Raw genomic sequence first — 26435 nt, 5'->3', positions numbered from 1 at the left:
GATATCATAGATGACCTTAAGGAGCAGGTACTTGAACATGCGGATAGGAGACTCTGCCATACGACCATTGTCTGGACAGTATTTGTCTAACAACTCTTGATAGACAAAAGAAAAATCAACGAGCCCGTTGATACGTCTCAGAAGATTGTCTTGTGGGACAACTATGTCGTACAAGGCACTATACTCACTCAATACTAACTCTTGTTGTTGCGACAGCATAAGCACTCTCTTTTATGCTGTAAAGGTACAAAAAAATCTGCACATAGCCAAATGTTTTACTGACTATGTGCAGACTGTAATTGTTAAAAAGTGCCTAATAGGACTTTTTCAGTGCCCTCCTCAATCGAGCGGGATTTCTTTTTGTATGTTAGATGAGGTGAAGTGTTCCCATCAGGTAAACCAAACCGAAACCTAATACCATCGAAACAATACCCATGATGATACCAATCTTCGACATGTCGCTCTGCTTTACGTAGCCCGTAGCAAATGCCAGTGCATTTGGTGGGGTAGAGATGGGCAGAATCATGGCTGATGAGGCTGCGATGGCCACACCGATCAGGATGGTTGATGTGCCGCCGATAGGTGCCAGCTTGTCGCCCATAGCACCGCAGACCATTGCCAGAATAGGCATCAGCAAAGCTGCTGTAGCTGAGTTTGAGATGAAGTTACTGAGCAGGTAGCAGATAGCACCACCAATCAGCAGGATGAGCAGGGGTGAGAACTCACCGAAGGGAATGCTCTCTACGGCATTGGCGGCCAAACCGGAAGAGTTAAGACCATAACCCAGTGCGAAACCACCGGCTACCATCCAGATAACACTCCAGTTAATCTGCTCAAGGTCGCGCTTATTGATAACGCCGGTCAGGGCGAAGATACAGAATGGAACCATGGCCACTGTATTGGCGTTGATGCCAGTGATCTGGTCTGAAAGCCAAAGGAGTACAGTAACGATGAATGTAATGATGACTACTGTTGACTGGAAACCCTTCTGCATGCCACCGTCGATTTTCAATTCTATCGTCTTCTGACTGAATGGGAAGAACTTAAGCAGCAAGCGCCAGCTGATGAACAGCAGTAGAATCACGAGTGGGAACATGAACATCATCCACTGTCCGAAACCAAGACCCATATTCAATCCCTCAGGATCGTTCAGATACTTCAGGGCAATAGAGTTTGGAGGTGTACCGATAGGGGTACCCATACCACCAAGGTTGGCAGCAACAGGGATACTCATGGCCAAAGCAATACGACCCTTTCCCTCGGGTGGTAACTGGTGGAACACAGGGGTGAGGAATGTCAGCATCATAGCCGCTGTGGCAGTGTTAGATACAAACATTGAGAACAGACCTGTGATGAGCAGGAAGCCCAAGAGTACCATCTCACTACGTGTGCCGAAGGGGCGGAGCAGAACTTTTGCCAACTGTGCATCAAGACCAGTCTTGGTAGCGGCAATAGCCAGTACGAAACCACCGATAAACAGCATGATGATAGGATCGGCAAACGAAGCCATCACACCTTTGTGCGAGAGCAATTTACCAACTTCGTCGGGGTTCACCATTGGTGCAATACCACTATCAGAACAGAATAGCAGCATCAGTACGATGATGGCGATAGATGTGGCCCACGAACTGACAACCTCAAGAATCCACATCAGCGTGGCAAAGGCAAAAATAGCGATGACGCGCTGCTGGATAACGGTGAGGTTCTGGATGCCGAACCACTCGGATGGCATATTCCAAAGTAATAAAGTGACGAGCGCTACCAAAGCAATCTTGATAGCACGTTTGGTACCATCAGCAGGATGGTATTTACGCTGGTGACGCATTTTGTGGTACGTCTCAACGAGATGAAATCCTTCGTAAATGTGAAACATATTGTTGTAAAGCTATAATTTAATATTTGGTTTTAAGTGAAAAAATTCGAGCGCAAAGGTAATCATTTTATTAATAATTAGAAATTAAGTGTCAGAAGAAATATCGGATAATGAGTGTATATTAACACAAAATCATCCCCATAGCCATCTGCCATGGGGATGATTGATATGTGGAGTTTACAAACTCGCGGTTTATTCTACTGTCCAGATGTCGTTGGTCTCGAGCAGCTCCTCGAAGTTGTGATATTTCTTCTGAGCAGCTACCTCAGCCAGCTGTGCGTGAACGGCATCGTTGTAGGTAGGAGCCTCAACGTCGCGAATCACACCGAGGGCGATGGGGAAACCATCCTCAGGAGTCATCATAGCGAGTTTCAGCTGCAGGGTGTTATCCTCGCAGTGAGCATCGTGAACCAGTACATCGTCGATGGTGTAACCGTCCTTGCCAATCTCTACCACCTTCAAGCCGAAGCCCTGCTGTACAAGTCCGAACTCATTGTTCTCACCGAATACGAGCTTCTCGCCGTGACGTACATAGATGGCGTTCTTCTTACGGCCCTCGTTGTTGTAAACCACATCGTGGCAGTGGTCGTTGAAGATAACACAATTCTGCAGAACCTCAGTTACACTTGCACCTTTGTGCTCGTAAGCTGCCTTCAGAACCTCAACAGTTCCCTTTGCATCGGTAGCCACGCAACGGGCGAAGAAGTGTCCGCGAGCGCCGAAGCAGAGCTCTGCAGGGCGGAAGGGATCCTCAACGGTTCCGTAAGGGCTCGACTTTGATACGAAGCCGCGGGGTGAGGTGGGTGAATACTGACCCTTGGTCAGACCGTAGATGCGGTTGTTCAGGAGAATCATGTTCAGGTCGATGTTACGACGGTTGGCATGGATGAAGTGGTTACCACCGATAGCCAGTCCGTCACCATCACCAGATACCTGCCAAACAGTCAGGTTGGGATTAGCTACCTTAGCACCGGTAGCGATGGCAGCGGCACGACCGTGGATGGTGTTCATGCCGTAGGTAGCCATATAGTGAGGCAGACGGCTTGAACAGCCGATACCAGAGATGACTGCTACGTTCTCGGGAGCTACGCCAATCTCGGCCATAGCCTTATGGAGTGAAGCCAGGAAGAAGTGGTCACCACAACCAGGGCACCAACGAGGCTGGCCTTTCTTGAAATCTTGTGCTGTATAACTCATAATTGTTTACTTCTTTAAAATGTCCTCGAATGCGTTCACTAACTCTTCTACTACGAAGGGCTGACCCTTTACCTGATTGAACTGGTAAGGTACAAAGCCATCAACCTTCATGCGAAGGTAGGCAGCCAGCTGACCCATGTTCTGCTCGGCTACTACCACCTTCTTGTACTTCTTCAGTACGTCGGCAGTGTTCTTTGGCAGGGGGTTCAGATACTTGAACTGTGCCTGAGCCACCTTGTAGCCCTTAGCTTTCAGCTCATCCATAGCAGAGTGCAGGTGGCCGTAGGTAGAACCGAAGCCTACAATCAGCAGGTCGGCATCGGCGTCGCCGTCAACTTCGAGGTCGGGCACCTGGATATTGTCAATCTTCTGCTGGCGCAGACGAGTCATCAAATCATGGTTCTCTGGGTTGGTAGAGATAGCACCGGTGTTAGAGTCCTTCTCCAGTCCGCCCAGGATGTGAGCAAAGCCCTCACGACCAGGAACAGCCCAGTAGCGGGTGCCGTTCTCTGCACGCATGTAAGGTGTCCACTTTCCCTTCAGCTCCTCGGGAACGTATGGAGGATTGATGGCATCGAGCTGAGCCATCTGTGGCAGCTTGAATGCGCCAGAGCCATTAGCGATATAAGCATCGGTGAGCAGTACTACTGGTGTCATGTGCTCGAGAGCCATCTTAGCAGCCTGATAAGCAGCGTCGAAACAGTCGGCAGGACTGGTAGCGGCCAGCACTGGCATAGGGCTTTCACCATTACGTCCGAACAGAGCCTGCAGCAGGTCGGTCTGCTCACTCTTGGTTGGCAGACCAGTAGCAGGACCACCACGCTGTACATCGAGAACAACCAATGGAAGCTCCATGATAACAGCCAGGTTCATAGCCTCGCTCTTCAGGCAGACGCCAGGACCAGAGGTCGAGGTAACACCGAGAGCTCCGGCGAACGATGCACCGAGTGCTGATGCACAACCGCTGATCTCGTCCTCGCACTGTACGGTGATGACACCGCATGACTTGTGCTTAGATAGCTCGTGCAGCACGTCGGTTGCAGGAGTGATAGGATAAGAACCAAGGTAAAGGCGCAGACCAGCCTTTTCGGCAGCGGCGATGAAACCATAGGCGGTAGCCTTGTTACCAGTGATATCCATGTAGCGTCCAGGGGTCTTCTCCTTGGTCTCTACACGGTAAACGTTGATGGCATTAGAGTGAGTGTTGTGACCGTAGTCCCAACCGGCCTGAATGACCTTAATGTTTGCCTCTGCAATAGCGGGCTTCTTGGCAAACTTCTCGCGCAGGAAGTTTGCTACGAGGTTCAGGTCACGATCGAACAACCAGCATACGAGTCCGAGAGCGAACATGTTACGGCATTTCAGCATAGCTTTGTTGTCCATGCCGCTGTCGGCCAGACAATCCTTTACCATGGTAGTCAGTGGGCACTGGATAACACGGTCGGGGTCGATACCCATCTCGCCCAGATAGTCTTCTGTGGCAAACTGGGCCTTCTCCAAGTCCTTTGGACCGAATGAGTCGGTGTCGATGATGATCGTTGCACCAGGTTTGGCATAGCGATACTGAGTTTTCAGCGCTGCAGCGTTCATCGCTACGAGCACATCGCACTTGTCGCCAGGGGTGTACACCTTACCAGCACCGATATGTACCTGGAAACCAGACACACCTGTAAGCGAGCCTTGCGGGGCACGGATATCGGCTGGATAGTCGGGGAATGTTGAGATGCCGTTACCAACGGTGGCACTGACCGTAGAGAAGATGTTTCCAGCAAGCTGCATACCGTCGCCGGAGTCACCAGAGAAGCGTACGACCACTTGGTCAAGCTCCTTCACTTCCAATGTTTCTGCCATAATATTCAGTTTTGTTTCTAACGTTTCTAACTTACGGGGTGCAAATTTATTCATTTTCAATGGAATAGCCAAATTAAAAACAAAAAAAATGCATATTTTTATAAGAATTCATAAAAACGCTTATAAATATACGTTTTTATGTGATAAATATGCAAACACAAGAAAAGGTGATCGAATCATCGATCACCTTCTGCTTCTTTTGATTTGTAAGTCGGGATGAGGCGACTCGAACGCCCGACCCCTACGTCCCGAACGTAGTGCGCTACCAACTGCGCTACATCCCGATTTCTCTAAAATCGCATGCAAAGGTACGCACTTTTTTTGAATTATAAGCATAAAAAGGGATAATTTTAACAAAATCCCTTATTTATGCTTGGAATAGTATTTGCGGAACTGCGCGAAGTCATCGCACTTGGTGACGTATGCAGCTTCGCCAGGGGTTGTGGTTATGAAATTATACAAACTCTGGAATGCACGGAATTGTGGCGACTGACGATGATACAACGTGATAAAGTCGCCGGACTGCTCGTTCCATTCGTTGCTGGTCCATAGCTTAGCGCCAGGTGTGGCGTTATAGAGCTCTTGCCAGCCCATGGCGAACAGGGCTTTCAACTTCAGGTCTTTATCTTTGCTCATGGCAGTCTTTTGCAATAGCTCCACAGCCTTAGCGCCAAAGTCGGTTTCATTTACACGTACCGAGTCGTAGGCGCTCTGACCGTCTCTAAGCAACCACCAGCAGTCGCCCTTGATACTGGCCTGAGCATAGCGTATAGCCAGATTGTAGTAACGCTGTTCGAGCGCTTTGCCTTGTAGCAGTTGGAGTGAGCCCTCTAACGTCTGCATCTCCTTACAGAACACGAGCTTGATGTTCTTGGTCCACTGATAGTTGCGTTCGTCGGCTTTGCTGATGTTAAGCCACTGGCGCTTCATCCAAGGTTCGATGTCGTATCGGCGCATGAGCGAATAGTAGAGGTATGCCCAAGAACGATTACTATTATAATAAGTTACGGGGATTTTTTTCAACCACTCGATGGCTTTATCCCACTGGGCTAAACGCATATACTTGGTACCGATGAGTTCTACGTATGATGAGTCGTTGATGCGTATCTGACTTTGCAGGAACTTGTCAAACGATTTTTTAGCGGGATTCTTGGTGTAGGAGTAGAACTTCTCAAGACGATCTACACGCATGGTGTCGATATAGCTATCATACTCGTTGTTGTTGGTGATAAGCATCAGCGCTAACATCTGCTCGGGCTTGTCCTGATAGTGTGGTATGATGGCTTGGTGCGAGAGACGTGACATTGCTCGGTAGAAGAAACCATCGGATTCCTGCTGTTTGGATAGCAGCCATGACAGTTCGGTGGCGAAATAATTGTCGAACTTATCACTGGATTTGGCGGTAGCTGTGGTGATAAAGAATTGCAACACACGGGCATTGTCCTTCATACGCTGGGTTCCTTCTAATTGCATAGCGGCATTGATGTCCTTTAAGGCTTCCTGTTTCTTGCCAGACAGGTATTCAAGCCATGCCTTGGCACTCTTCCACATCACGGGTGATGTGGTTTTGCCTTCACGTACAACCTGTTCGCAGAACTGCTGCATCTGTCTCGACTCCTGCTGGTTGATGTCACGGATGAAGAGCTTGCCTCCGAGGTTACCTTCGGTCTTAGCATCTTCGGCTTCCTGGGCGTTGTTAACAAAGTCCTGTAGCAGGAATGGCAGAACCTTGGCATTGGCGTTCTGTTTGTACTGATCGCTAATGGCTTGGTATGAACGCTTCTTGTAGTAAATAGTCATCAGACTATTGTAGTCGTCCATCTCAGCGAAAAGTTCTCCAGCTTCGGCTGTGTGGCCAGTCTTGTAAAGGGCTCCGGCATAGATGTTCTTCATCATGTCCTTATAGACAGTTTCGATATACTTGCTGGCAGTCTGTTCCCAGAATTTGATATTTTCCTGATGACGGTTAAGCATCATGTTACAGCGCATGTAGAGCAAGGCGTGCTGCGAGCGCAGTTTTGTCTTGGTTTTGCTAAGGGCATAGGTGCGAACGGTCTGCAGCTCGCGTTGCTGGGTACTGATGGCTTTGGGTGTGGGGTAGTTCCATTCGTACTGCTTACTTTGTTCAATGTCAACACAGTTCAGGTACTTCTTTAGGTTCTGCAGGTAGCTTACCATCAAAACATCACCCTTTTTGCGGGCGGCTTTGATGGCATCGTCGGCATTGAACCAATAATATTCCTCGGTAGAGCCAAGGTAGGCCTTCCAGTTGTCATTGCAGATACTTTCTACACGGTTTTTAAAGTCCTGCTGTTCATACATGCTGAACAGATATGGATTAGTGGTGTCGTACCACAGACATGCCATCATGGGCAGTGAACATACACATAAAAGGTTAATGACGATAAATTTCTTCATAGGTTTCGGTCTTATATCTATTAATATTATCTGTTTCCAAATGGTAAGTGATGATAGCACGACTCAGATCGGGACGTTCGGTCTCTATGGCGTGCTTGACTTTGAGTATCTCGGCAGCTTCTACAGTATGTTCTACCCTGACGTTGTGGATGTTGCGGATCCATTGGTAAACAGGGTAGGCAGCGGCAAGGGGTAGCTGATAATGGTTGAGCCTGCCAAGATAGGGATATACGTCGCGATAGTCGAGGATGGGGTTACGCTCCTGCCACTTGCGTGGATCGCCTGTGTTATAAACCATCAGTACACCGTAATCGACAGGCGGTACAGGCATCGACAGTTGGTGCAATCTTATGGTGGTGGACAGATGATGGGATGTGGAGGATAGGTGATGGCGTACTTCTTCCAGAAACTGATAGTAAGTGGCTCGGCTTTTCGATGTGTAGTCGCAGTCTATCTGTATCTCGTGAACGTTTGTAATCTGATTCGTCTCGTTCATCTGCAGGATGCGGTCCACAATCTTTTTGGCCAGATCATAATGCAACTGGTGCATACAATCCTCGGTGATATAGACGGTAGGGATGAGTTCGATGCCTTCGGGCAGTTTGTCTGAGAAAGTGATGGTGGCATTGGGCTTGGGCTCAATGCCATCATCGCTCATCACTACATCAAAATAGCGACAGTATACCTTATTAATATGGTGCTGCTGTAAAAAGATGCGCTCGGTAGAGTCGAGATGCAGATCGGTGCGCCAGTAGTACACGGCATTACCTTCCTCAAGTGGTCTCGGGGTGCTTTGCTTGGTGCAACTTATCAGCAGCAACAGCAAACTGAAGCATGCTATGTACCTCTTGGTGTTCACAGCAGTTCGGGCAGTTGGTAGAGTTTAGTGCTATTGGATCCCTTGATAAGGATGTAGTAACCTGTGGGTTGTTCGGCCGCGATGGCAGCTTTCACCTCCTCTACGTCCTTAAACTTACGGAAGTCGCATTGGGTCTCCTCGAACTCTTCGCCTACCAGCCATACGTTCTTGACATCCGATGTCTTCAGATAGTCAACTACGTGCTGGTGTTCTTCGGCTGAAACCTCACCAAGTTCTCGCATGGCACCAAGGATGGCCATTTTGTTGTCGGCCTGCATGATTTTGAAGTTCTCAAGGGCAGCCTGCATCGACGAGGGATTGGCGTTATAGGCATCCACTATCAGGTGATTCTTCTCGGTGACGGTCATCTGACTGCGATTGTTGGATGGCTCGTATTCCTCGAGGGCCGCCACAATTTTCTTGCGGTCAACACCGAAGTTGATTCCTACGGCGATGGCAGCTAAGAGGTTATCGATGTTGTACGATCCAATGAGCTTGGTTTGTACCTTGTGCCACTTGGTGCTGCGCCCCTCGTCTTCAAGTACCATCAGTGGTTCGCGCCAACGGAATTTCAGGAAGGGGTTGCACTCTATAATCTCACCCGAGATGCATGAATACTGGTTGTCGGGATCAGTCGAGTAGGGCGATAGCCACAAATCTTCGTCATCACTGATCTGGTTCATCAGGTGTTCGTTGTCGGCATTAATGAAGATGAGACTATCCTCACGACTGCGTAGGAAATCGTAGAGCTCGCACTTGGTCTTGATAACACCTTCGAACGAACCGAAGCCCTGCAGGTGGGCACGACCAACGTTGGTAATCAGTCCGCAAGTAGGCTCTGCGGTCTCGACGAGCGTCTTGATATCGCCAGGATGGCTGGCTCCCATCTCTATGACGGCTATCTCGTGCTCCTTGTTCAGACGGAACAGAGTCTTGGGTACGCCGACATCGTTGTTGAAGTTCCCCTGAGTATAGAGTACGTTGTATTTCTGCGAGAGCACTGCTGCGATGAGCTCCTTAGTGGTTGTCTTGCCGTTGGTGCCTGTGATGCCGATGACGGGGATGTCGAACTGGCGACGATGCTCACGAGCCAGATCCTTGAAAGTCTGCAGACAGTTATCAACCTTAATGATGCGGGGATCGTTGGCCACGTCTTCATCCACGATGGCATAGGCACAGCCCTTTTCGAGTGCTTGAACGGCAAACTTGTTTCCATTAAACGACTCACCTTTCAGTGCAAAAAAAATGCTTCCTTTTGGACAGTCACGACTGTCGGTTGTGATGCAAGGGTGCTGCTGATACAGCTTGTATAATTCTTTAATATCCATATTAAATATACTTATTTTAATTTCAAATTCTTCCATGAACCAGTCAATGCCGTCGAAGCGTTGACAAATGGTGTTTGTATCTTGTTATTCTTTTCAAACGAATCTCGTTTTACCTCTTTGGTCAGATAGTCATATAAATCACCCAACGTTACATTTCCTTTTGAGTCCTGTAACTTCTTTAATATGTAATAGGTAAATAACCCATGTTGTTGTGACTTTAGGGCAAAGGCTGTCTCGTCGCCTTGTGCAGCTGTGAATACCACCATGTTGCCTTGAGGGATTGATGGCTTGGCCTTGATTGCCACGCCACGGGCTGACGCCAACATGTCGCCTTCTCGTTTGCCACCATTGAAGCAGGCATCCAAAAACACCGTAATCCGTTCAGAAGGAATAGCACCCAACTCTTGGTATAGCTTGCTGAGCGGATAGGCTGACTCGATATCGCCACTCATACCATCGACAGGTAACAGATAAGTGGTCTTGGTGGCTTCGTCGGGAATACCGTGCCCGGCATAATAGAAGATGGCTTTTCCTTTGCCATTGGTTACCTCCATCGCTTTTGTCAACCATCGGACTGCCGTCCGTATTTTATTGAGACCTGCATTAGCGATATAGTTGACTTGGTTATCAGGTACTCCAAAGGTTCGTTGTACATATTCTTTGAAGATTTCCGCGTCGTGCTCAGCATATGGCACAGTCGCATCTTCTGCATACTTCTCGTTGCCGATAATCACGGCAAAAGTGTTTTCTTCGTATTGTGAAGCTACTGGGATATTCTGGTCCACGCCGGCAGCGGCTGCCAACAGACGTTGTTGTTCTTCTAACCGCTCGTTAATCTTTTGTAAATATGCCTTGGCTTTTTTTGAGTTCTTATTCTTCTCCAGTACTTTTTCAAACCACTCCTTGGCTTTTTGATTGTCTTGCTGTAGCCCTGTTCCGGTATAGTAGCTATATCCCAAATGCATCATACCATTGACATTACCTTGTGTGGCTGCTTTCTGATACCATTCCACTGCCTTTTGCTCATCAATGGGAACACTCTTTCCTGCCTCATAGCATACGCCCAGATTGACTTGGGCGGGGGCATAACCTTGAATGGCTGCCTTCTGAAACCAGAAAAAGGCCTTTTCTTTATCCGCAAAGACACCATTACCTTTATCGTAGCAGACTCCCGTCATGTTCTGGGCAGAGTCCAATCCCAGCTCTGCCGCCTGACGGTAGAGCTCGAAAGCTTTTTCATCGTTCTTGTCCACTCCTTTGCCCTTTTCATATTTCTTCGCCTGTTGGTAAAGATATAGGGCATTTTCCTGGCCCTGCGCCATCAGGGCGAAAGCTAAGACAATGAAGAGTATGATACTTCTTTTTTTCATGACTCCTTTTTACTTTAATGTCAAACCACGCCATGTGTTCTGCATGCCAGCAGAAGGTAAGATGGTGGGTGTCTGCACTTTATTGTTTTCTACAAACGACTGCCGCTTAACTTCTGTTGTCAGGTAGTCGCCTAACTCGCCTAAGGTTGCATGACCTTGTGTCTCCTGCAGTTTCTTCAGCAGATAGTAGGTGAACATACCGTGCTTCTGCGACTTGAAAGGATAAGCCGTCTCGTCACCCTGGGCTGCTGTGAAGACTATCATCTTCCCCACAGGTGTACTCTCCTTTACCTTGATGGCAACTCCACGGGCTGATGCCATCATGTCGCCCTCACGCTTGGCGCCGCTGAAACAGGCATCGAGGAAAATAGTGACACGCTCTGCAGGTAAGACGCTCAACTCCTTATAGAGACGAGTCAAGGGATAGGCAGACTCTACATCACTTCCTATGCCATCGACTGGTAGGAGATAAGCCTCCTTGTTGCCCTCGTCAGGAATGCCGTGACCGGCATAATAAAGGATGATTCTTCCCTTTCCGCTCTGTGCTTCCATCGCTTCCTTCAGCCATCTGACAGCGCTACGGATTTTATTCAGTCCGGCGTTAGCCATAAAACGGATATGATTTTCAGGGACACCCAGCGTCAGTTGTACATAATCCTTGAAGATTTTGGCATCGTGTTCAGCAAATGGTACTGCTGCCTCACTCTCATATTGTTCGTTGCCAATAATGACAGCGTATGTATAAGTATCCAGTGTGTTGCTGTGAGGAATGTTTTCATCCACATTGAGCACAGCACCTTTCTTGGGCATTACCGGCAATGATTCTTCGGTAGGCATTTTTTGTTGTTGCTTAGCCAACGTGCCCTCCTGTTGTTTCTTCTTGGCCTTCTTCAGCCAAGGCTCTGCTAACTTAAAGCCGTTGCTGGTTGCCTTTTCCAGCCAATAAACAGCTTTGTCAAAATCCTGCTGTGTGCCTTCTCCGTTATAATAGCAACGTCCTAACATGTACTGTGGACTACCAGCGTATGCACTCTTTGTCCCATGTTGTGCGCCTCTATTGTACCAATAGAAAGCTTGCTTTTCGTCTATTTCAACTACTGTGCCAGTCTGATAGAACAAGCCCACCATTGCCTCTGCAGCAGCCACAATGTTTATGTCTTCCGGCTGGGGAAACTCAACGATCTTACGATACATGGCAAGGGCTTTTTTATTGTCTCTTAGACTACTGATGCCCGTGTAATAAATGTTTGCCAGAAACAACATCAATTTTATTGTTCCCCTTCCCTCTTCTACGACCTGCTCGCCTTTATGTACCCAGTAAACAAGTTCTTCCTTGTTGGTGAACTGTGCGAAAATATCTTTGGTGTTATCAGTGGCCGTTATCATCAACAAGACAGCAGTTGGGTGTCCTTGTTCGGCTGCCTTGCGAATCCATGAAAAAGCATACTCTACATCCCTCGAATCCAGGCTCGATGCCACTTGGTACTGTGCTTCGGCATCTCCCTTCTTTGCTGCGTCAATATATTTGTCATATAACGCTTGGTTAACAGGAGGATACTTCGATTCCTGAGCGCAGACAGTCATTAAGGTTATTGTCAGCAGCAGAATGAGTATGTATAGTCGCCTTTTCATGTCACTCTTATTTTAATTTCAAATTCTGCCATGAGCCAGCCAATGCCGTCGAAGCGTTGACTTTTGGGGTTTGCTTTTTGTTGTTGATGACTACCGACTGACGTTTCACTTGCTTGGTGACATACTCTGTCAGTGTGCCCATATCCACATCGCCTTCTGTGGCTTGTAACTCCTTTAATAAATAGTAGGTGAAAAGGCCATGGTGCTTCTCCTCCAACTGGTGAGCGGTCTCGTCGCCTTGTGCAGCTGAGAACACGATCATGTTGCCTTGTGGGGCTTCGTCCTTCACTTTGATGGCCACGCCACGTGATGATGCTAACATCTCGTCTTCGCGCTTGGCACCACTGAAACATGCATCCAAAAAGACAACAGATGACTTTAGTTTCATGGCGGCCAGCTCCTTATAGAACTTAGCCAGACTGTAGCCAGTGGTGGTGATGTCGGAGGCATTGCCATCGATTGGTAATAGGTAAGCCGTGGACTGTTTCTCGTCGGGGAATCCATGTCCGGCGTAATAGAAGATGATACTTGCTTCGCCATCATAGGCGTCGGCTACTGATTTCATCTTCTCAACAGCCGTGATGATATTGCCATAGGTGGCATCCTCGTAGAGATTGATGTTCTTCTCTGGAATGCCCAATGTCTTTTTGCAATATTCCAGGAACATACGACCGTCGTTCAGCGAATAAGGTACTGGCGCATCGGGGTAGTTTTCGTTGCAGATGATAAAGGCAAACGTGTTTTCTGCCTGTTTCTTGGCTACGGGAATATTGGAATCTACATCCGAATCGGGCTTGGGATACCTGCTGACAGCAGGACCTTTTACTTTTTTCTTGGTGTCTGTTTTACTCTCAGCAATCAGTATCTGTGAGGCATCCTTTAATGGATTCTTGATGAGTTTGGCTTCACCGTCTTTCTTGACTGTAGCTACGTCGTTGGAAAATTTGATGGGGGCATCGTATTGGCAAGCCATGATTTCCTTATCTTGATACCACAAACCCCATTTCCCGTCTTTTAATACCGTATACAATAGTCTATTGCTATTGTCAGCATGCTCTATGCCCTGATACATGTTGAAGGGAACTGCCAGTTCTCCGTTTTCATTAAAAACTACGAAGGATTTGTTTTCCTTTCCTTGTCTGATTTCGAACATTTCATAGCTACAGTCTTCTGACGATGCGCGTAGGATGTTGTATTTACAGGGGACGATGAGCTCTCCTTGCATTGAATAGATACCCTCTGTGCCTTGATCCAGCAGACTTCCTGATATAGAAACGAGAATGCAATGCTTATAATATATCAAATGTCCATAGTTGCAGGGAATCAACTCCTTACCTTGATGGGTATATAGGCCATGGAGTGTTTTTGATGGCGTTCTTTTTTGAACTTCAATGAAGTTCTCTTTCGGCAGGATATACGAGAATTCGCAAGGCAGAATCTCCTTGCCCTCCAATGATAAAAAGCCCATCCACATAGATGTTGGATTCGTTTTGTAGTTCCTGCCAATAAAGCCATACGGCGTGTAGTCAATCCCTTCATATTGATGGAATGGTGTTAATTGCTTTCCCTTGAGAGAGAATGCAGCAACCGTATTGTCAAAGTCATGAACTCTGATAAGTGGCTCTTTGCTTAAGTCATAAGGTATTTCACACCAATGATATTCAATGGGGATGATGAGTTTTCCGTTTGGGTCGACCACACCCTGTTTCTTGAAGTTGTCATCGTATTTGATTTCATACTTCTGCGCTTGAACACTGACACCGATGGTGCATAGAATGGTAAGAATGAATGCTATTCGTTTCATGATGCCTCAGTTTAGAATTTAACTTTATCCCATGCGGATATCTTATCGGATACGATCACCTTGGGTGTCTGCATCTTGTCGTAAGCCGACATGGCATTCTTCTTTACCCAACTGGTAGCATAATCAGTCATCTCCTTGATGGTGCAGTTGCCTTTGCTCTGTTGTAACTTCTCTAACAATGCGTAGGTAAACAGACTATGACCATAGTCTTTGCTGGAGTAGGCTGTCTGGTTGCCATCACACGACATGGTGACGATGGTCTTGCCTTCGGCAGATACATCCTTGGCCTTGATGGCTACACCACGATTGGCTGTGAGTGGTTGACCGTTCTTGTCGAGATTGGAGAATGGGGCATCAATGACAACCCACATGTTCTGTACATTGGCGCTATTAAGAGTACTTAGCAGGTTCTTTACTTCATAGCCTGTCTTGTCGAGAGCCAGCATCGAAGCATCGGTCGACAGCAGGTAGCGCTCTGTGGTCTTCTCGTCAGTAGCGCCTAAACCAGAATAGTAGAAGATAATCTGTGCATCGCCCTCGTACACGTCGGCAATGTCCTGTAACTTCTTTACGGCGCCTAACATGTTGCCATAGGTGGCATCCTCGTAGTAGCGCACGTTGCGCTCAGGTACGCCTAAGGTCTTCTTGCAGTACTCGGCGAACACCTTACCATCATTGATGGAGTAGTCGGCTCCTTTGAAATTAGTATAGTTCTCATTGGCAATAATGAAGGCAAACAGATTCTCATTCTTTTTGCTTGTGGTAGGGATATCCTTGTCGATGGGTGATCCATCGCCACCATTAGCCAGCTTCAGACTAGTTCCTTTCAGAGGGTGTTCTAAGAAGGCGTTCACACCATCCTTTACAACTTGTGCAACACCATCCTTGAAGTCGAACACACGATCGTATTGTGGTGCAACGATCTCATTGCACATGGCGTCGATGTAGCCCCATTTTCCACCTTCGTAATAAACAAAGTCGTCATGGTCGTCCTTAATGCTGATGACACAGCCTTTGTTAAAGGCGTATACACCGTCCTCTTCTTGTTTCAATAGGTCGTACTTACAAGGAACGATTTCCTTTTTCTTTTTTAAATCATAAACACCCCATTTCCCTTGTTTCCGGATGGTGTATTTGTCGTTGTCTTCATCATATGTGTATTCCAAACCTTTGCATACGATAACGGTCTGTTTTTCCTTGTTGTAATTCTTGATGTATGGATACTTGCCACATGGAAGGATCTCTTTTAGTTCCTTACCATCAAAAATTCCTACCTTTCCTGGCTGGCCTTTTGCACCACTTGGGCGATGTATGATAAAGCTGTTACCATTTCGTAATTCGTCCATGTCTATATCGTCATAGATACATGGAACAACCTCTTTTTGTTTCGAAATGTCGTACACACCATCCTTCTCGTTCTTCTCAACCCTCATCAATGGAGAGTCCATCAGTTCTTTGAGAAAGAGACCTGTGTCCAAGTCGTACTCGCATGGAATGACCAACTTGAAGTTCTTGTCCATTGCGCCACCCTTGTCACCGATCTTGACCAAGAAGTAACCTCCGGAACTTTTGGCATACCATGTATTAATAGTAGTATAAAGGTTGGGAGCAACCATGATACGTCCTTCGTTATTGCAGATGCCTTTATAATCATTCTGTGTTAAGATAAAATGAGCAATCCTTATGTCGTAATCTATTTCGTCATAGATGCATGGTACGACTAACTTTCTGCTATTGAGGTTGTAGAGTCCCCATTTCTTGTTCATCTGTACGGTAAAGCAGGGTACGTCGTACTCTTTATAATAAAAGGACATGATAGTTGAATAGTTGCATGGCAGTATTTCTTCGTTATGCAAGCCACGAACACCATACCATCCGTTCTTATTTGTTACGATAAACATATTGCCAATTCGACTCAGTGTTTTCCATGCAGGCGGAATCAGTTCCCTGCCGTTCTTATCGCATGCACCATAATAAGGTATCACTTTGGTGATTTCAGTCCTATTGGCATTGTAGACTCTTTCAGTCTTTGCAACCTTAAACCATCCGCCATTATCTGATTCGTAAGTGACATAGAATTCACTGTATTTCTTTTTTAGCTGTTCCATGACAGTCTGCACATCTTGTCCTACAGCCGCTATAGCGACTGTTATCAGCATCATGAGTAAAGTGATTCTTGTTTTCATTGTTTATTCGTTTCGTTAGAGTTGCCTTTGTTCAGATTCTTGGTGTATATCCATAGGGCGATGCCTAAGACGAAGAGGATGAGGAAAAATAGCAGGCGCTGCTCTTGGTGGCTGGCTTCAAACGTGAAGTAGAACCACACGATGTCGATGAGGAAGATGACAAGTCCTCCACCCAGAGTGATGGCAGCTGCTTTCATGATGTTGGTTCTCGAAGGACGATCTTTGAGACTTTTACGGAACTTGCCGAAGACTACAAAGGTGGGTGTCAGCGCTGATAAAGCACAGATGCCGACAACGATGTACCAGATTGTTTGGCGACGCTCGCGTTCTGCTTCCTGTTGTTCCAGCTGTACTCTTAAGCGGTCGAATTGTTCGAGCTGATGCCTGACATCATCGGTCATGTAGCTCTGGTACAACGTGTCGAGATTGATAGACGTTGTATCAGCTTGTGTTGTCATGGTGAGCATGACTGTCAAGCAGAGAATAAGCAGAAGTCTTGCTTTCATGCCGCAAAGATAGCTATATTTCATCAAAAAAACAAAATATTATAGAATAATAAGCGTTGATTGACGTTTTTTTTGTACCTTTGTCGCTGATATGGACTATACGCTGAATCTTAAAGGTAAGTTAATGGATCTCAGCACCCCTCAGGTGATGGGTATCCTGAACGTTACACCCGACTCTTTTTATGCAGGCAGTCGCGTGCAGACGGAGAGTGAAATCGTGCGGCGTTGCCATCAGATAGTCGACGAGGGTGCCAGCATGATTGATGTAGGTGGCTATTCAACCCGTCCGGGTGGAACAGAGGTCACTGAGGCCGAGGAAATGGAACGTCTGCGTTTCGGATTGGGTATTATCCGCCGTGAGTTGCCCGATGCAGTCATCTCGGTAGATACCTTCCGCCCTGATGTGGCTCGAATGACGGTCGAGGAGTATGGGGCCGACATCATCAACGATGTAAGTGAGGGCTGCGAGACCATGTATCGGTTGGTGTCAAGATTGCACGTACCTTATATATTAATGTCGCAGCAGCCTACGCTGAAAACGATGTTGATGTCGTTTGCACGTCAGGTACAGCAGTTGCGTGACTTTGGTGCTTGTGATATTATTCTGGATCCGGGATTCGGTTTCGGCAAGACCCTCGAGCAGAACTATGAGATCATGAATCAGATGGAACGTTTGCAAGTGATGGAACTGCCATTGTTGGTAGGCATCTCGCGCAAATCGATGATATACAGGCTAATGGGTATTACACCTGAGGAGTCTCTAAACGGTACGACAATGCTCAATACCGTATCGCTGATGAAGGGTGCTGACATCCTGCGTGTTCACGATGTGAAGCAGGCTGTGGAGTGCGTCAGAATGATGCAGGCGTTAAAAGGTCAAAACATGAAATAGTCAAATCGTCAGGTAAGCATGCTTTTCGAGTTCGGAATTAAGGATTTTGTCGACATTCTGCTTGTAGCGATGATACTTTACTACATCTACAGGCTGATGCGAGAGTCACGTTCACTGAATGTGTTCATTGGCATTCTGGTGTTCATTATCACGTGGCTATTTGTGTCGCAGGTCCTTGAGATGCGCCTATTGGGCTCAATCCTCGATAAGTTGGTTGGTGTGGGTGTTATCGCACTGATTGTACTCTTTCAGGACGAAATCCGCAAGTTCCTTTATAATGTGGGGGCGCATCGACGTATGAGGGCGTTTGTTAAGCTGTTTTCTTCGAAAATTGATGGTGAAGAGACTAAGCGAGCCCTTAAGGAAACGATTATGCCGATTGTGATGGCTGCGATGAATATGAGTCGTGGTAAGGTGGGCGCATTGATTGTGATAGAGCGTACGATGCCCCTTGATGAGGTTGCTGGAACAGGCGATCTGATAGATTCGAACATCAATCAACGATTGATTGAGAACATCTTCTTCAAGAATTCGCCACTTCACGATGGTGCGGTGATTATCTCCAAGAAACGTATCAAGGCGGCTGGATGTATCCTGCCTGTGAGCCATGATATGGATATTCCCAAGGAGTTAGGCCTGCGACATCGTGCTGCAATGGGTATCTCACAGGAGAGCGATGCTGTGGCAGTTGTTGTGTCTGAGGAGACTGGTTGTATCTCTATTGCCGTAGGTGGGCATTTCCGCTTGCGTTTGTCGGCCGAGGAGTTAGAGAGCTTCCTGACAAAAGAGTTAGAATAAAAAGGAATCATATATATAACGTTTTAAAACAAATCAAAGTTATGGATCTATTAAGTTCAATTGTAGCGCGTGCTAAAAGTGATAAGCAGCGCATCGTGCTCCCTGAAGCAGAAGAGGAGCGTACACTCTGTGCAGCCGATAAGGCTTTGGGTGATGACCTTGCAGACATTATCCTGATTGGTAACCCTGCTAAGGTAGAGGCTCTGGCTCAGGAGAAGGGCCTGAAAAACATTGGTAAGGCAACCTTGATTGACCCTGAAAACTACGACAAGAGTGAAGAGCTGGCTGAAAAGTTGGCTGAGATTCGTAAGAGCAAGGGTATGACCATCGAGGAGGCTCGTAAGCTCATTAAGAATCCTCTGTATCTCGGTTGTATGATTATCAAGACCGAAGGTGCTGATGGCCAGATTTCTGGTGCACTCTCTACTACTGGCGATACACTGCGTCCTGCATTGCAGATTATCAAGTGCCAGCCTGGTATCACCTGTGTTAGTGGTGGTCTGCTGCTCATCTCTAAGCAGAAGCAGTATGGCGAGGATGGCGTGTTGGTAGTAGGCGACGTAGCTGTTACCCCAATGCCAGATGCTGCTCAGCTCTCACAGATTGCTGTCTGCACCGCTCAGACTGCTAAGAGCGTGGCTGGTTTTGCAGAGCCACGTGTGGCTATGCTCAGCTTCTCAACAAAGGGCTCAGCTAAGCACGAGGTAGTTGATAAGGTAGTTGAGGCTACCCGCCTGGCTAAGGAACTCGATCCAGCACTTAAGATCGATGGTGAACTGCAGGCCGATGCCGCTCTGGTTCCTTCAGTAGGTGCCAAGAAGGCGCCCGGCTCTGATATCGCTGGTAAGGCTAACGTTCTGGTATTCCCTAACCTCGAGGTAGGTAACATCGGTTATAAGATGGTACAGCGTCTGGGCGATGCTATCGCTATCGGTCCTATCCTGCAGGGTATCGCACGTCCTGTTAACGACCTGTCGCGTGGTTGCTCTGTTGATGACATCTACTACATGATTGCCATCACAGCTTGTCAGGCTATGGATGCCAAGAAGTAATACATTAAATATTAAAGATTAAACATTAAATATGAAGATTCTTGTATTGAATTGTGGCTCTTCATCTATCAAGTACGCCCTGTATAATATGGATGATAAGAGCGTGATGACCAGTGGTGGTGCTGAGCGTGTAGGCTTGGACAATGCCTTTGTAAAGGTAAAGCTGGCCAATGGCGAGAAGAAGCAGATTATGCACGATATCCCCGAGCATACCGAGGGTGTTAAGTTTATCTTCTCTCTGCTCACCGATCCCGAAATCGGTGTGATCAAAGATCTGAAGGAGATCGATGCTGTAGGTCATCGTATGGTGCACGGCGGCGAGAAGTTCAATAAGAGTGTGATTCTTACCGACGAGGTTCTGAAGACCTTCGAGGAGTGCTCTGATCTGGCTCCACTGCACAACCCCGCTAACCTGAAGGGTGTTAATGCTGTGAAGGAGCTGATGCCTGGTCTGCCTCAGGTAGGTGTGTTCGATACAGCCTTCCATCAGACCATGCCTGCCCAGGCTTATATGTACGCTATCCCTTACGAGTTGTACGAGAAGTACGGTGTGCGTCGCTATGGTTTCCACGGCACCTCTCACCGTTACGTATCAGCTCGTGCTTGCGAGTTCCTGGGTATTAAGGCCGAGGGTACTAAGATGATTACCTGCCACATCGGTAATGGTGGATCTATCGCTGCAGTTCTGGATGGCAAGTGTATCGATACTTCAATGGGTCTTACCCCACTCGAGGGTCTGGTAATGGGTACACGTGCTGGTGATATCGACGGTGGTGCAGTTACCTTCCTTGAGAAGAAGCTCGGTCTCGATGCCGATGGCATGAGCAACCTGCTCAACAAGAAGAGTGGTGTGGCTGGTATCACTGGCGGTTCGAGCGATATGCGCGATGTAGAGAATGCTGCCAAGGCTGGTGAGCCCAAGGCTGTGCTGGCTCAGCAGATGTATTTCTACCGCATCAAGAAGTATATCGGTGCTTACGCTGCCGCTATGGGTGGCGTTGATGTCATCGTGTTCACTGCCGGTGTGGGCGAGAACCAGATCTCTATGCGTTCAGAGGTTTGCAAGGGCTTGGAGTTCCTGGGCGTGAAGTTCGACGACGAGAAGAACAACGTTCGTGGTGAAGAGGCCGTCATCTCTGCCGACGATTCAAAGGTGAAGGTTGTTGTCATCCCAACCGACGAGGAGCTGATGATTGCTACCGACACTATGAATCTTCTGAAGTAAATAAGATATATTCTGTAATAGACAATCCCCGCCAACCGGCGGGGATTGTTATTTCATAGAAACTACTTGTAATAAGTTAGAATTGATAGGCTATCGAAATACTTGCTGACATATTCTTAGGCCCGCCACCTGTAAGAATGAGTGTAGTGATATTGCTGACAGGATCCCCGATGAATCCCGATTCGCATACACGCTTCAGACTGTATGAAACTTCACCACCGATGATGATATGATTAAATGTCAGGTCGATGCCGCCAATGGCGCCTATATCCCAACGATTAAATTTCGGATAGTCCACCTTACGGCTCTCCTTATCGTAGACCATGCCGTGGAAATCGCAGGATTTGCTGAAGTGGTTCTGATTGAAGGTCTTCCCTGAATCTGTATTGGGTATGTTCATATGAGTTTTGCCCTGTAAACCATAAGCGACGTAGGCTCCTGTTTTGAACGTGAGGAAACATTGACCATCTAATCGCAGGCGGGCTGCAGCCATCACTGGCAGTTCCAGATAGTCGAGACGCGTCTTGAAATGTGCTTCCATAATCTGCTCGTTACCATAGTACCCGTCGAACTGCCACCCTTTACGCTCAAATCGCAGTTCTGGCTGTAATCTGAATACGCCGTTTTTCGACAAGCTGATATCTGCTCCGCCTCCGACGTGGAATCCGGTACGCTCATCGATGTCAGATACACCGCCAAACAAACATGCTATGCCGCCACCTATGCGGACCTGCCAGTTTACATCCTGTCCTTTTGCAGCACTGGTCGTTGCAACCATCATCATAATCAGAAATGCCTTCAGTTTTTTCATTTTACTGCATTTTTAATAACTTCTTTACCCATTAAACGATAAAGAAGTCCAAATACTGCATGAAGAAATGTTAAATATTCACATCAAGAATTTCTTCTTCGGTCGAGAGGTTGAAATCACCAGGGATAGTGTTCTTGAGGGCGGCGGCTGCCAAAGAGTAGTTCAGCTGCCTCTGCATGTCATCAGGGAAAAGACTGATAGCGTGCAACCATCCACCCATAAAAGCATCGCCCACGCCTACAGGTTCTACAACATCAGGAATATCCATGATTGGTGCTTGTAGTAGTGTACCGTCAGTATAAAGCAGGGCCGTCAGGGTGTGATGGTTCGAGCTCACGATATTACGCATACCCATCATCCAGTGTTTTACTCTGGGATAAGCAGCATGCAACTCGTCGAACCACTCGCCATACTCCTTCATCTGCATGGTGAAGTTCGAGTCGGTAGCCGTGAATGGTGGCTGTGGATGCTGCGACAGCCAGTCGAACTCGATGGCGTCGCCAAACATCATATCGCATCGCGACAGCATGCGGCTCAGGGTTTTACGTGGCTCAGCACCTTCGTACTTCCACAGGTTTTTGCGGTAGTTAATGTCGAAGCAAACCGTAATACCCAACTCGTCGGCAACGTCGAGCGCCTCAAAAGTAGCATCGGCTGCTTGTTGCGAGATGGCCGCTGTGATACCCGATACATGGAAGTAATTGCAGTCCTTCAGTATCTCACGCCAGGGAATCATGCCGGGCTTCAGGTCAGAATAAGCCGATCCATTACGGTCATAGATGACCTTGGCTGCACGCATACCGGCTGCTGGCTCAAAGTAATAAGTGCCAATACGCTGTCCGCCATAGAGAACCTGACTGGTATCAACACCTAACTGAGCCAGATTCATGGCCCCTGCGTGTCCTACTGGCGTGTCAGGCAGTCGTGTGATATAAGTCACATCCTCGCCCTGTGTGGCTAATGATACAGCCACGTTAGCCTCACTTCCACCATACTTGCTGGTAAACAAATCACCCTGAGTCAATCGTAGTTGCCCTGGTTTCGAAAACCTGAGCAACAATTCGCCGAAAGTTACAATCTTCTTCCTTTTCATGTTAGTCTATCCTTTATGCCGCTGCAAAGATACATATTTTAATTCAAATAGACATCATGTTACTTTAATTTTATTTGAACATTCTGAAGATGGGAACCGTATGATGTGTTGTGTCGACAGGTATAACACCGAAGTTCACAAATCCATTATTGGATTCGGGTTCTAATATTGTTACCAGTAGATTGCCCTGAACTTGATGGGTAGGTATCATATAGGTTGATGCTGGGAACTTCTTCCTGAATGTCTTGGTTTGTGTCCTTATTGTGACGGGGTTGATTCTTTCCCATTTCTTCTGTGCTATAGAGTAGGATTGTACCTCATATGCTTCCACATTGAATGTCTGTGCTTTTTCCAACGTCGTCACTTGGACTCCTAATTGTCTCAGCTTCTCAACAACCTTCACGCATGATGCGTCAAGCAAGTATGCAAAAGGGCGCTTACGGCTTCTGACAGCTTTCATATTCATTGCGTCCAAAACGGGCAGTTGAATTTCAACCTGTTCCCCTTCTTGCTCATCCCAAAAACTAAATTGCTGGGTAGTGGTGACAGGTTGCATAACGATGTGAATATCTTCCAGACCTTGACAGGTCATATCACGGGCCTTCTGAACAGCATCTTTTACTTCATTTACATGCGAAGTAAGGAAACTCAGAAATTCCTTTGCCATAGTGAAACCGCAATCTACCCGTTTGTCAAATAACGTTTTTCCCATACCTATACCTTTTATCTCAATAAAGCAGGATACCGCATTACTCAATCCGTTCCATGTGGAACTCGATTGTGGACTTTTGGCATTTTGTATGGCAAATAGCTGGCCATCAATAACTTTTGGTGTGAAATACGGACCACAGGTATAGCCCATCTTTTCGGCTGTTGCACTTAATGACAGGAAGAGCTGCTGATTCGTGAATGTTCGCAATGGTGAGGGGATGTTCAGATGCCCGCTGGGCAATAATAGTACATCCTGCATCAGACTCATCGGATGTCCATTTATTTGCAATAGCTCATGTTTTATGGGATTGTATTCGTGGATATCCAGGGCTGCATCAGGATGCCACGACAGGTATTTGCTTTTCAACAAGATGGAAACTGGATCAGCAAGTTTTGTCATGTCACGATTTAAGTCGTAACCACTGCCAGACACCCTTTTCTGCAGTATATAACCGTCAGGGTTTGCAACCGGTACCATACAGATACTCATATGCTCTAATATCTGTTTTCCTTCATCTGTGCTTAGCAGGTGCTTAGTTAGGAATGCCACGACTTCTGGTCCTGCAGGCTCATTACCATGCAAACCGGCCTGAATCCATATCTTTAGTGACTTCTCGTGCTTATTTCCTAAGTATAATACAGGAATATCATTGCCAGCCGGTGTCTTCCCCAAGATCTCTATCTGTATTTTATGAGGATATGTATCTATTAAGTCAGAATAGAACTGTTTTAGTTGAGACATTGTAGCAAATTCAGAGGACTTGTTTGTCTGTGAAGGTGTTTGATATGCTACAGATGACGGTTCTAAGAGCAATGGTATGGCTGCCATCCCCATCTCAACCGAATTATGAGCTACATCAGGTACTACTACTTTTCTCCATCGTAACGGAATCTGTTTCTGCTGACTTACTGTCTGTAGATACTTAAAAAACTGATGTCCACGTTCTAACCTGTTGCGTCCTTGCGCTTCTGCTTCAGGTGTCTTACGTAGGAAACTCTCACGAAGTGTATCACCAGTAGCAAGCTGCACGATAATATCCTTGCCAAAATAACGCCGTACTTGTTCGGATGTAACCTGTGGAACATTCTTTATGCCGTAAGGATAATTTTGTGTAAAATCAGGGAAAGTGTACCATCCGGGACTACCGATAACAGCTCTGTCAACATACGGACTATTATGGAAGAGCATAAAGCGCTGTACGAACTGTCCACCACCTGAGTGACCATAAATGCGATAGGTCTTCTGTGCAGTAGAAGTGTGTTGCTGAACATACTCAAACATCTTGTCAATCAATGGAGGCGTTGTGGCCTCCTGACTTTTAAGATGAAGATGTTGTTTATCCATGATGCCAGCCTCCTGATAGTCGCTATTGGGATATTTGTCCTGATCAAACTGTGGTATAAATACCATAAATTTTCGGGCTTCAGCCTCTTTCTTCCAGGCTTCAATCAGATATTTGTAACCTCTGTCCGCCCCTTGGAACACAAAGATAATGGGCATATCACGCTGATTGCCTGAAAGAGGGATATAATAGTGTACATCCACAGGTCTGTCAGCAAATGGTGCATAACCATCAAACTTAAACACGCCCTCACCACTTGAAAGCAACTCTTTACTAAAAGAGGCATTTGCAGGCAGGAATAACAAGACTAATAATAGTAAGTAATTGTATTTGAGTTTCATTCGTAACGTCCTTTCTTTATTATTTCGCAATTTCTCATCATCAACTCGCCTCTTGATATCACATCCGTCAGCCTTAGCTCATCATCAAGAAAACAGATATCTGCATCATATCCGTCTTCAAGTCTGCCTTTTCCTGACAGATTCATATGAGTGGCAGGATTACTGGTTATCAGCGTGATAGCTTGTTCAAGTGGCATGTCGCATTCCTGATTCAGGATTGACACCTCGCTCAGATTCAGTCCTAAGGGAGCTGGTCGATAAGTGACTTCACCTGTTTCTGGGTTCACTCTGCGCACGCCACCATGACCATCGCTTGAGAAGCTGATATGATGAAGAGGTACTCCCAACTGCCTGGCGTCTAATACGCATGCATGCGGACTCTTAAAGCGTGTGCCCCCTGTAGAGTAGTCTACGAAACCGCCCATCTTGGCAAATTCAACAGACTGTTGAAACAGTTCCTCAGTTCTTATCATATGGGTAGGCGATATATATCTGATGAGTGTGGGATAGCTCTTGGCGATATGCAGCAAGGGGCTGATGCCACTTGGCAGATTGCCTAAATGAATATGCAGGAATCCTCCTTTTCCCGATGTAAACCCGCCTAGACGTACCTGATTGATAAGACGTAGGATCTCCAATTCAGTAGGAAAGCTACTCCTGTCATCGCTCATCGCCAACTTGCAACCGATAACTTTATCTATATATATCAGATCTTCAGCAACGCTATTGGTTAAGGTCCGCTCAGGGAGACCATAAAAACTGGTCAGCATATAGGCAGAAAGTCCCTCTTGGCATAATGCTTTCGTCTTTGCATAAAGGGAGTTCAAATCTTTCAAATATCCATCAGTGCCCAGCAAACCAACAACCGTTGTGATGCCACAACTTACCAGTTCGCTGACTGTTACCTCCGGCACAAGTGACGCATATCCTTGTTGTCCTCCGCCACCGATTATATGTACATGACGATCAATAAATCCAGGTGTGGCAATTTTACCTTCGGCATCAATCACCTCAACAGGTAACGCTGCAATATCGATATGTTCCTGGATGAGTCCAATCTTCTCGCCCGCAATAAAAATATCGCACAGGCCTCTATACTGTGGTGCATATACGCGGGCATTCTTTATTATTTTGAAGTTCATTAT

The 26435-nt window shown here is 46.9% G+C and carries 19 protein-coding genes, 1 tRNA gene and 1 pseudogene; 4 read left to right on the top strand and 17 right to left on the bottom strand.

Translation table 11 applies throughout. The features are described from left to right. The 13 genes and pseudogenes from T491_RS0111915 to T491_RS0111850 all read right to left on the bottom strand — a co-directional run. Positions 1-219: pseudogene (locus tag T491_RS0111915) on the bottom strand (IS5/IS1182 family transposase); the annotation flags it as partial. A 148-nt stretch (positions 220-367) separates the two neighbouring features. Next, a complete protein-coding gene (locus T491_RS0111910; protein ID WP_197018866.1) occupies positions 368-1873 on the bottom strand; it encodes a DASS family sodium-coupled anion symporter in 1506 nt (501 codons plus the stop codon). A gap of 192 nt (positions 1874-2065) precedes the next feature. Continuing rightward, positions 2066-3073, bottom strand: a complete 1008-nt coding sequence (locus T491_RS0111905; protein ID WP_028904089.1) for a 2-oxoacid:ferredoxin oxidoreductase subunit beta — start codon at positions 3071-3073, stop codon at positions 2066-2068. A 3-nt stretch (positions 3074-3076) separates the two neighbouring features. Continuing rightward, the gene (locus tag T491_RS0111900) at positions 3077-4921 is read right to left on the bottom strand and encodes a 2-oxoacid:acceptor oxidoreductase subunit alpha (protein WP_028904088.1); all 1845 of its coding nucleotides are present in this window, start codon (positions 4919-4921) and stop codon (positions 3077-3079) included. A gap of 211 nt (positions 4922-5132) precedes the next feature. Further along, positions 5133-5205, bottom strand: a tRNA-Pro gene (locus tag T491_RS0111895). A 79-nt stretch (positions 5206-5284) separates the two neighbouring features. Further along, the gene (locus T491_RS0111890; protein WP_155950124.1) at positions 5285-7339 is read right to left on the bottom strand and encodes a hypothetical protein; all 2055 of its coding nucleotides are present in this window, start codon (positions 7337-7339) and stop codon (positions 5285-5287) included. Beyond that, positions 7317-8198: a hypothetical protein gene (locus T491_RS0111885; protein ID WP_033147334.1), complete on the bottom strand. Its 882-nt coding sequence runs from the start codon at positions 8196-8198 to the stop codon at positions 7317-7319. The genes T491_RS0111890 and T491_RS0111885 overlap by 23 nt, the downstream gene beginning before the upstream one ends. Next, positions 8195-9526 (bottom strand): UDP-N-acetylmuramoyl-tripeptide--D-alanyl-D-alanine ligase, encoded by a 1332-nt coding sequence (murF, locus tag T491_RS0111880; protein WP_028904085.1) that lies wholly within the window; start codon positions 9524-9526, stop codon positions 8195-8197. Before murF ends, T491_RS0111885 begins: the two co-directional genes overlap by 4 nt. Positions 9527-9537: 11 nt before the next feature. Then, entirely contained in the window at positions 9538-10896 is a 1359-nt protein-coding gene (locus tag T491_RS17180; protein WP_028904084.1) for a caspase family protein, read from the bottom strand. 9 nt (positions 10897-10905) lie between these two features. Then, positions 10906-12528 carry a caspase family protein gene (locus tag T491_RS17175; RefSeq protein WP_081773367.1) on the bottom strand — a complete coding sequence of 541 codons (1623 nt, stop codon included), beginning with the start codon at positions 12526-12528 and terminating at the stop codon, positions 10906-10908. Between the two features lie 7 nt (positions 12529-12535). Then, on the bottom strand, positions 12536-14332 hold the full coding sequence (locus T491_RS17170; RefSeq protein ID WP_081773366.1) for a caspase family protein: 1797 nt from the start codon (positions 14330-14332) through the stop codon (positions 12536-12538). Between the two features lie 11 nt (positions 14333-14343). Then, the gene (locus T491_RS0111855) at positions 14344-16518 is read right to left on the bottom strand and encodes a WG repeat-containing protein (protein WP_081773365.1); all 2175 of its coding nucleotides are present in this window, start codon (positions 16516-16518) and stop codon (positions 14344-14346) included. Continuing rightward, positions 16515-17024 (bottom strand): hypothetical protein, encoded by a 510-nt coding sequence (locus T491_RS0111850; RefSeq protein ID WP_028904080.1) that lies wholly within the window; start codon positions 17022-17024, stop codon positions 16515-16517. The genes T491_RS0111855 and T491_RS0111850 overlap by 4 nt, the downstream gene beginning before the upstream one ends. 91 nt (positions 17025-17115) lie before the next feature. Here T491_RS0111850 and folP point away from each other — a divergent pair, with 91 nt between their 5' ends. The 4 genes from folP to T491_RS0111830 are packed head-to-tail and all read left to right on the top strand — an operon-like array spanning position 17116 to position 20991. Next, positions 17116-17916 (top strand): dihydropteroate synthase, encoded by an 801-nt coding sequence (gene folP / locus T491_RS0111845; RefSeq protein ID WP_028904079.1) that lies wholly within the window; start codon positions 17116-17118, stop codon positions 17914-17916. Between the two features lie 18 nt (positions 17917-17934). Next, positions 17935-18714: a diadenylate cyclase CdaA gene (cdaA, locus tag T491_RS0111840; RefSeq protein WP_028904078.1), complete on the top strand. Its 780-nt coding sequence runs from the start codon at positions 17935-17937 to the stop codon at positions 18712-18714. 41 nt (positions 18715-18755) lie between these two features. Beyond that, positions 18756-19766, top strand: a complete 1011-nt coding sequence (gene pta / locus T491_RS0111835) for a phosphate acetyltransferase (protein WP_028904077.1) — start codon at positions 18756-18758, stop codon at positions 19764-19766. Positions 19767-19797: 31 nt separating this feature from the next. Beyond that, a complete protein-coding gene (locus tag T491_RS0111830; RefSeq protein ID WP_028904076.1) occupies positions 19798-20991 on the top strand; it encodes an acetate kinase in 1194 nt (397 codons plus the stop codon). Between the two features lie 76 nt (positions 20992-21067). On the opposite strand, the gene T491_RS0111825 is transcribed toward T491_RS0111830, so the two are convergent. The 4 genes from T491_RS0111825 to iadA form a co-directional block, all read right to left on the bottom strand. Beyond that, entirely contained in the window at positions 21068-21802 is a 735-nt protein-coding gene (locus T491_RS0111825; protein WP_028904075.1) for a porin family protein, read from the bottom strand. Between the two features lie 70 nt (positions 21803-21872). Then, positions 21873-22895 (bottom strand): sugar kinase, encoded by a 1023-nt coding sequence (locus tag T491_RS0111820; protein ID WP_028904074.1) that lies wholly within the window; start codon positions 22893-22895, stop codon positions 21873-21875. A gap of 70 nt (positions 22896-22965) precedes the next feature. Then, positions 22966-25290, bottom strand: coding sequence for a M14 family zinc carboxypeptidase (locus T491_RS0111815; RefSeq protein WP_028904073.1), 2325 nt, complete (start codon positions 25288-25290; stop codon positions 22966-22968). Next, a complete protein-coding gene (gene iadA / locus T491_RS0111810) occupies positions 25287-26432 on the bottom strand; it encodes a beta-aspartyl-peptidase (RefSeq protein ID WP_028904072.1) in 1146 nt (381 codons plus the stop codon). Before iadA ends, T491_RS0111815 begins: the two co-directional genes overlap by 4 nt. Positions 26433-26435: the final 3 nt, after the last annotated feature.

It is taken from the genome of Prevotella sp. P6B4 (assembly GCF_000619985.1).
In the GTDB taxonomy this organism is placed as follows: domain Bacteria; phylum Bacteroidota; class Bacteroidia; order Bacteroidales; family Bacteroidaceae; genus Prevotella.
The sequence above is the reverse complement of the archived record's forward strand: the minus strand, read 5'-3'. Positions and strand labels throughout refer to the sequence as shown.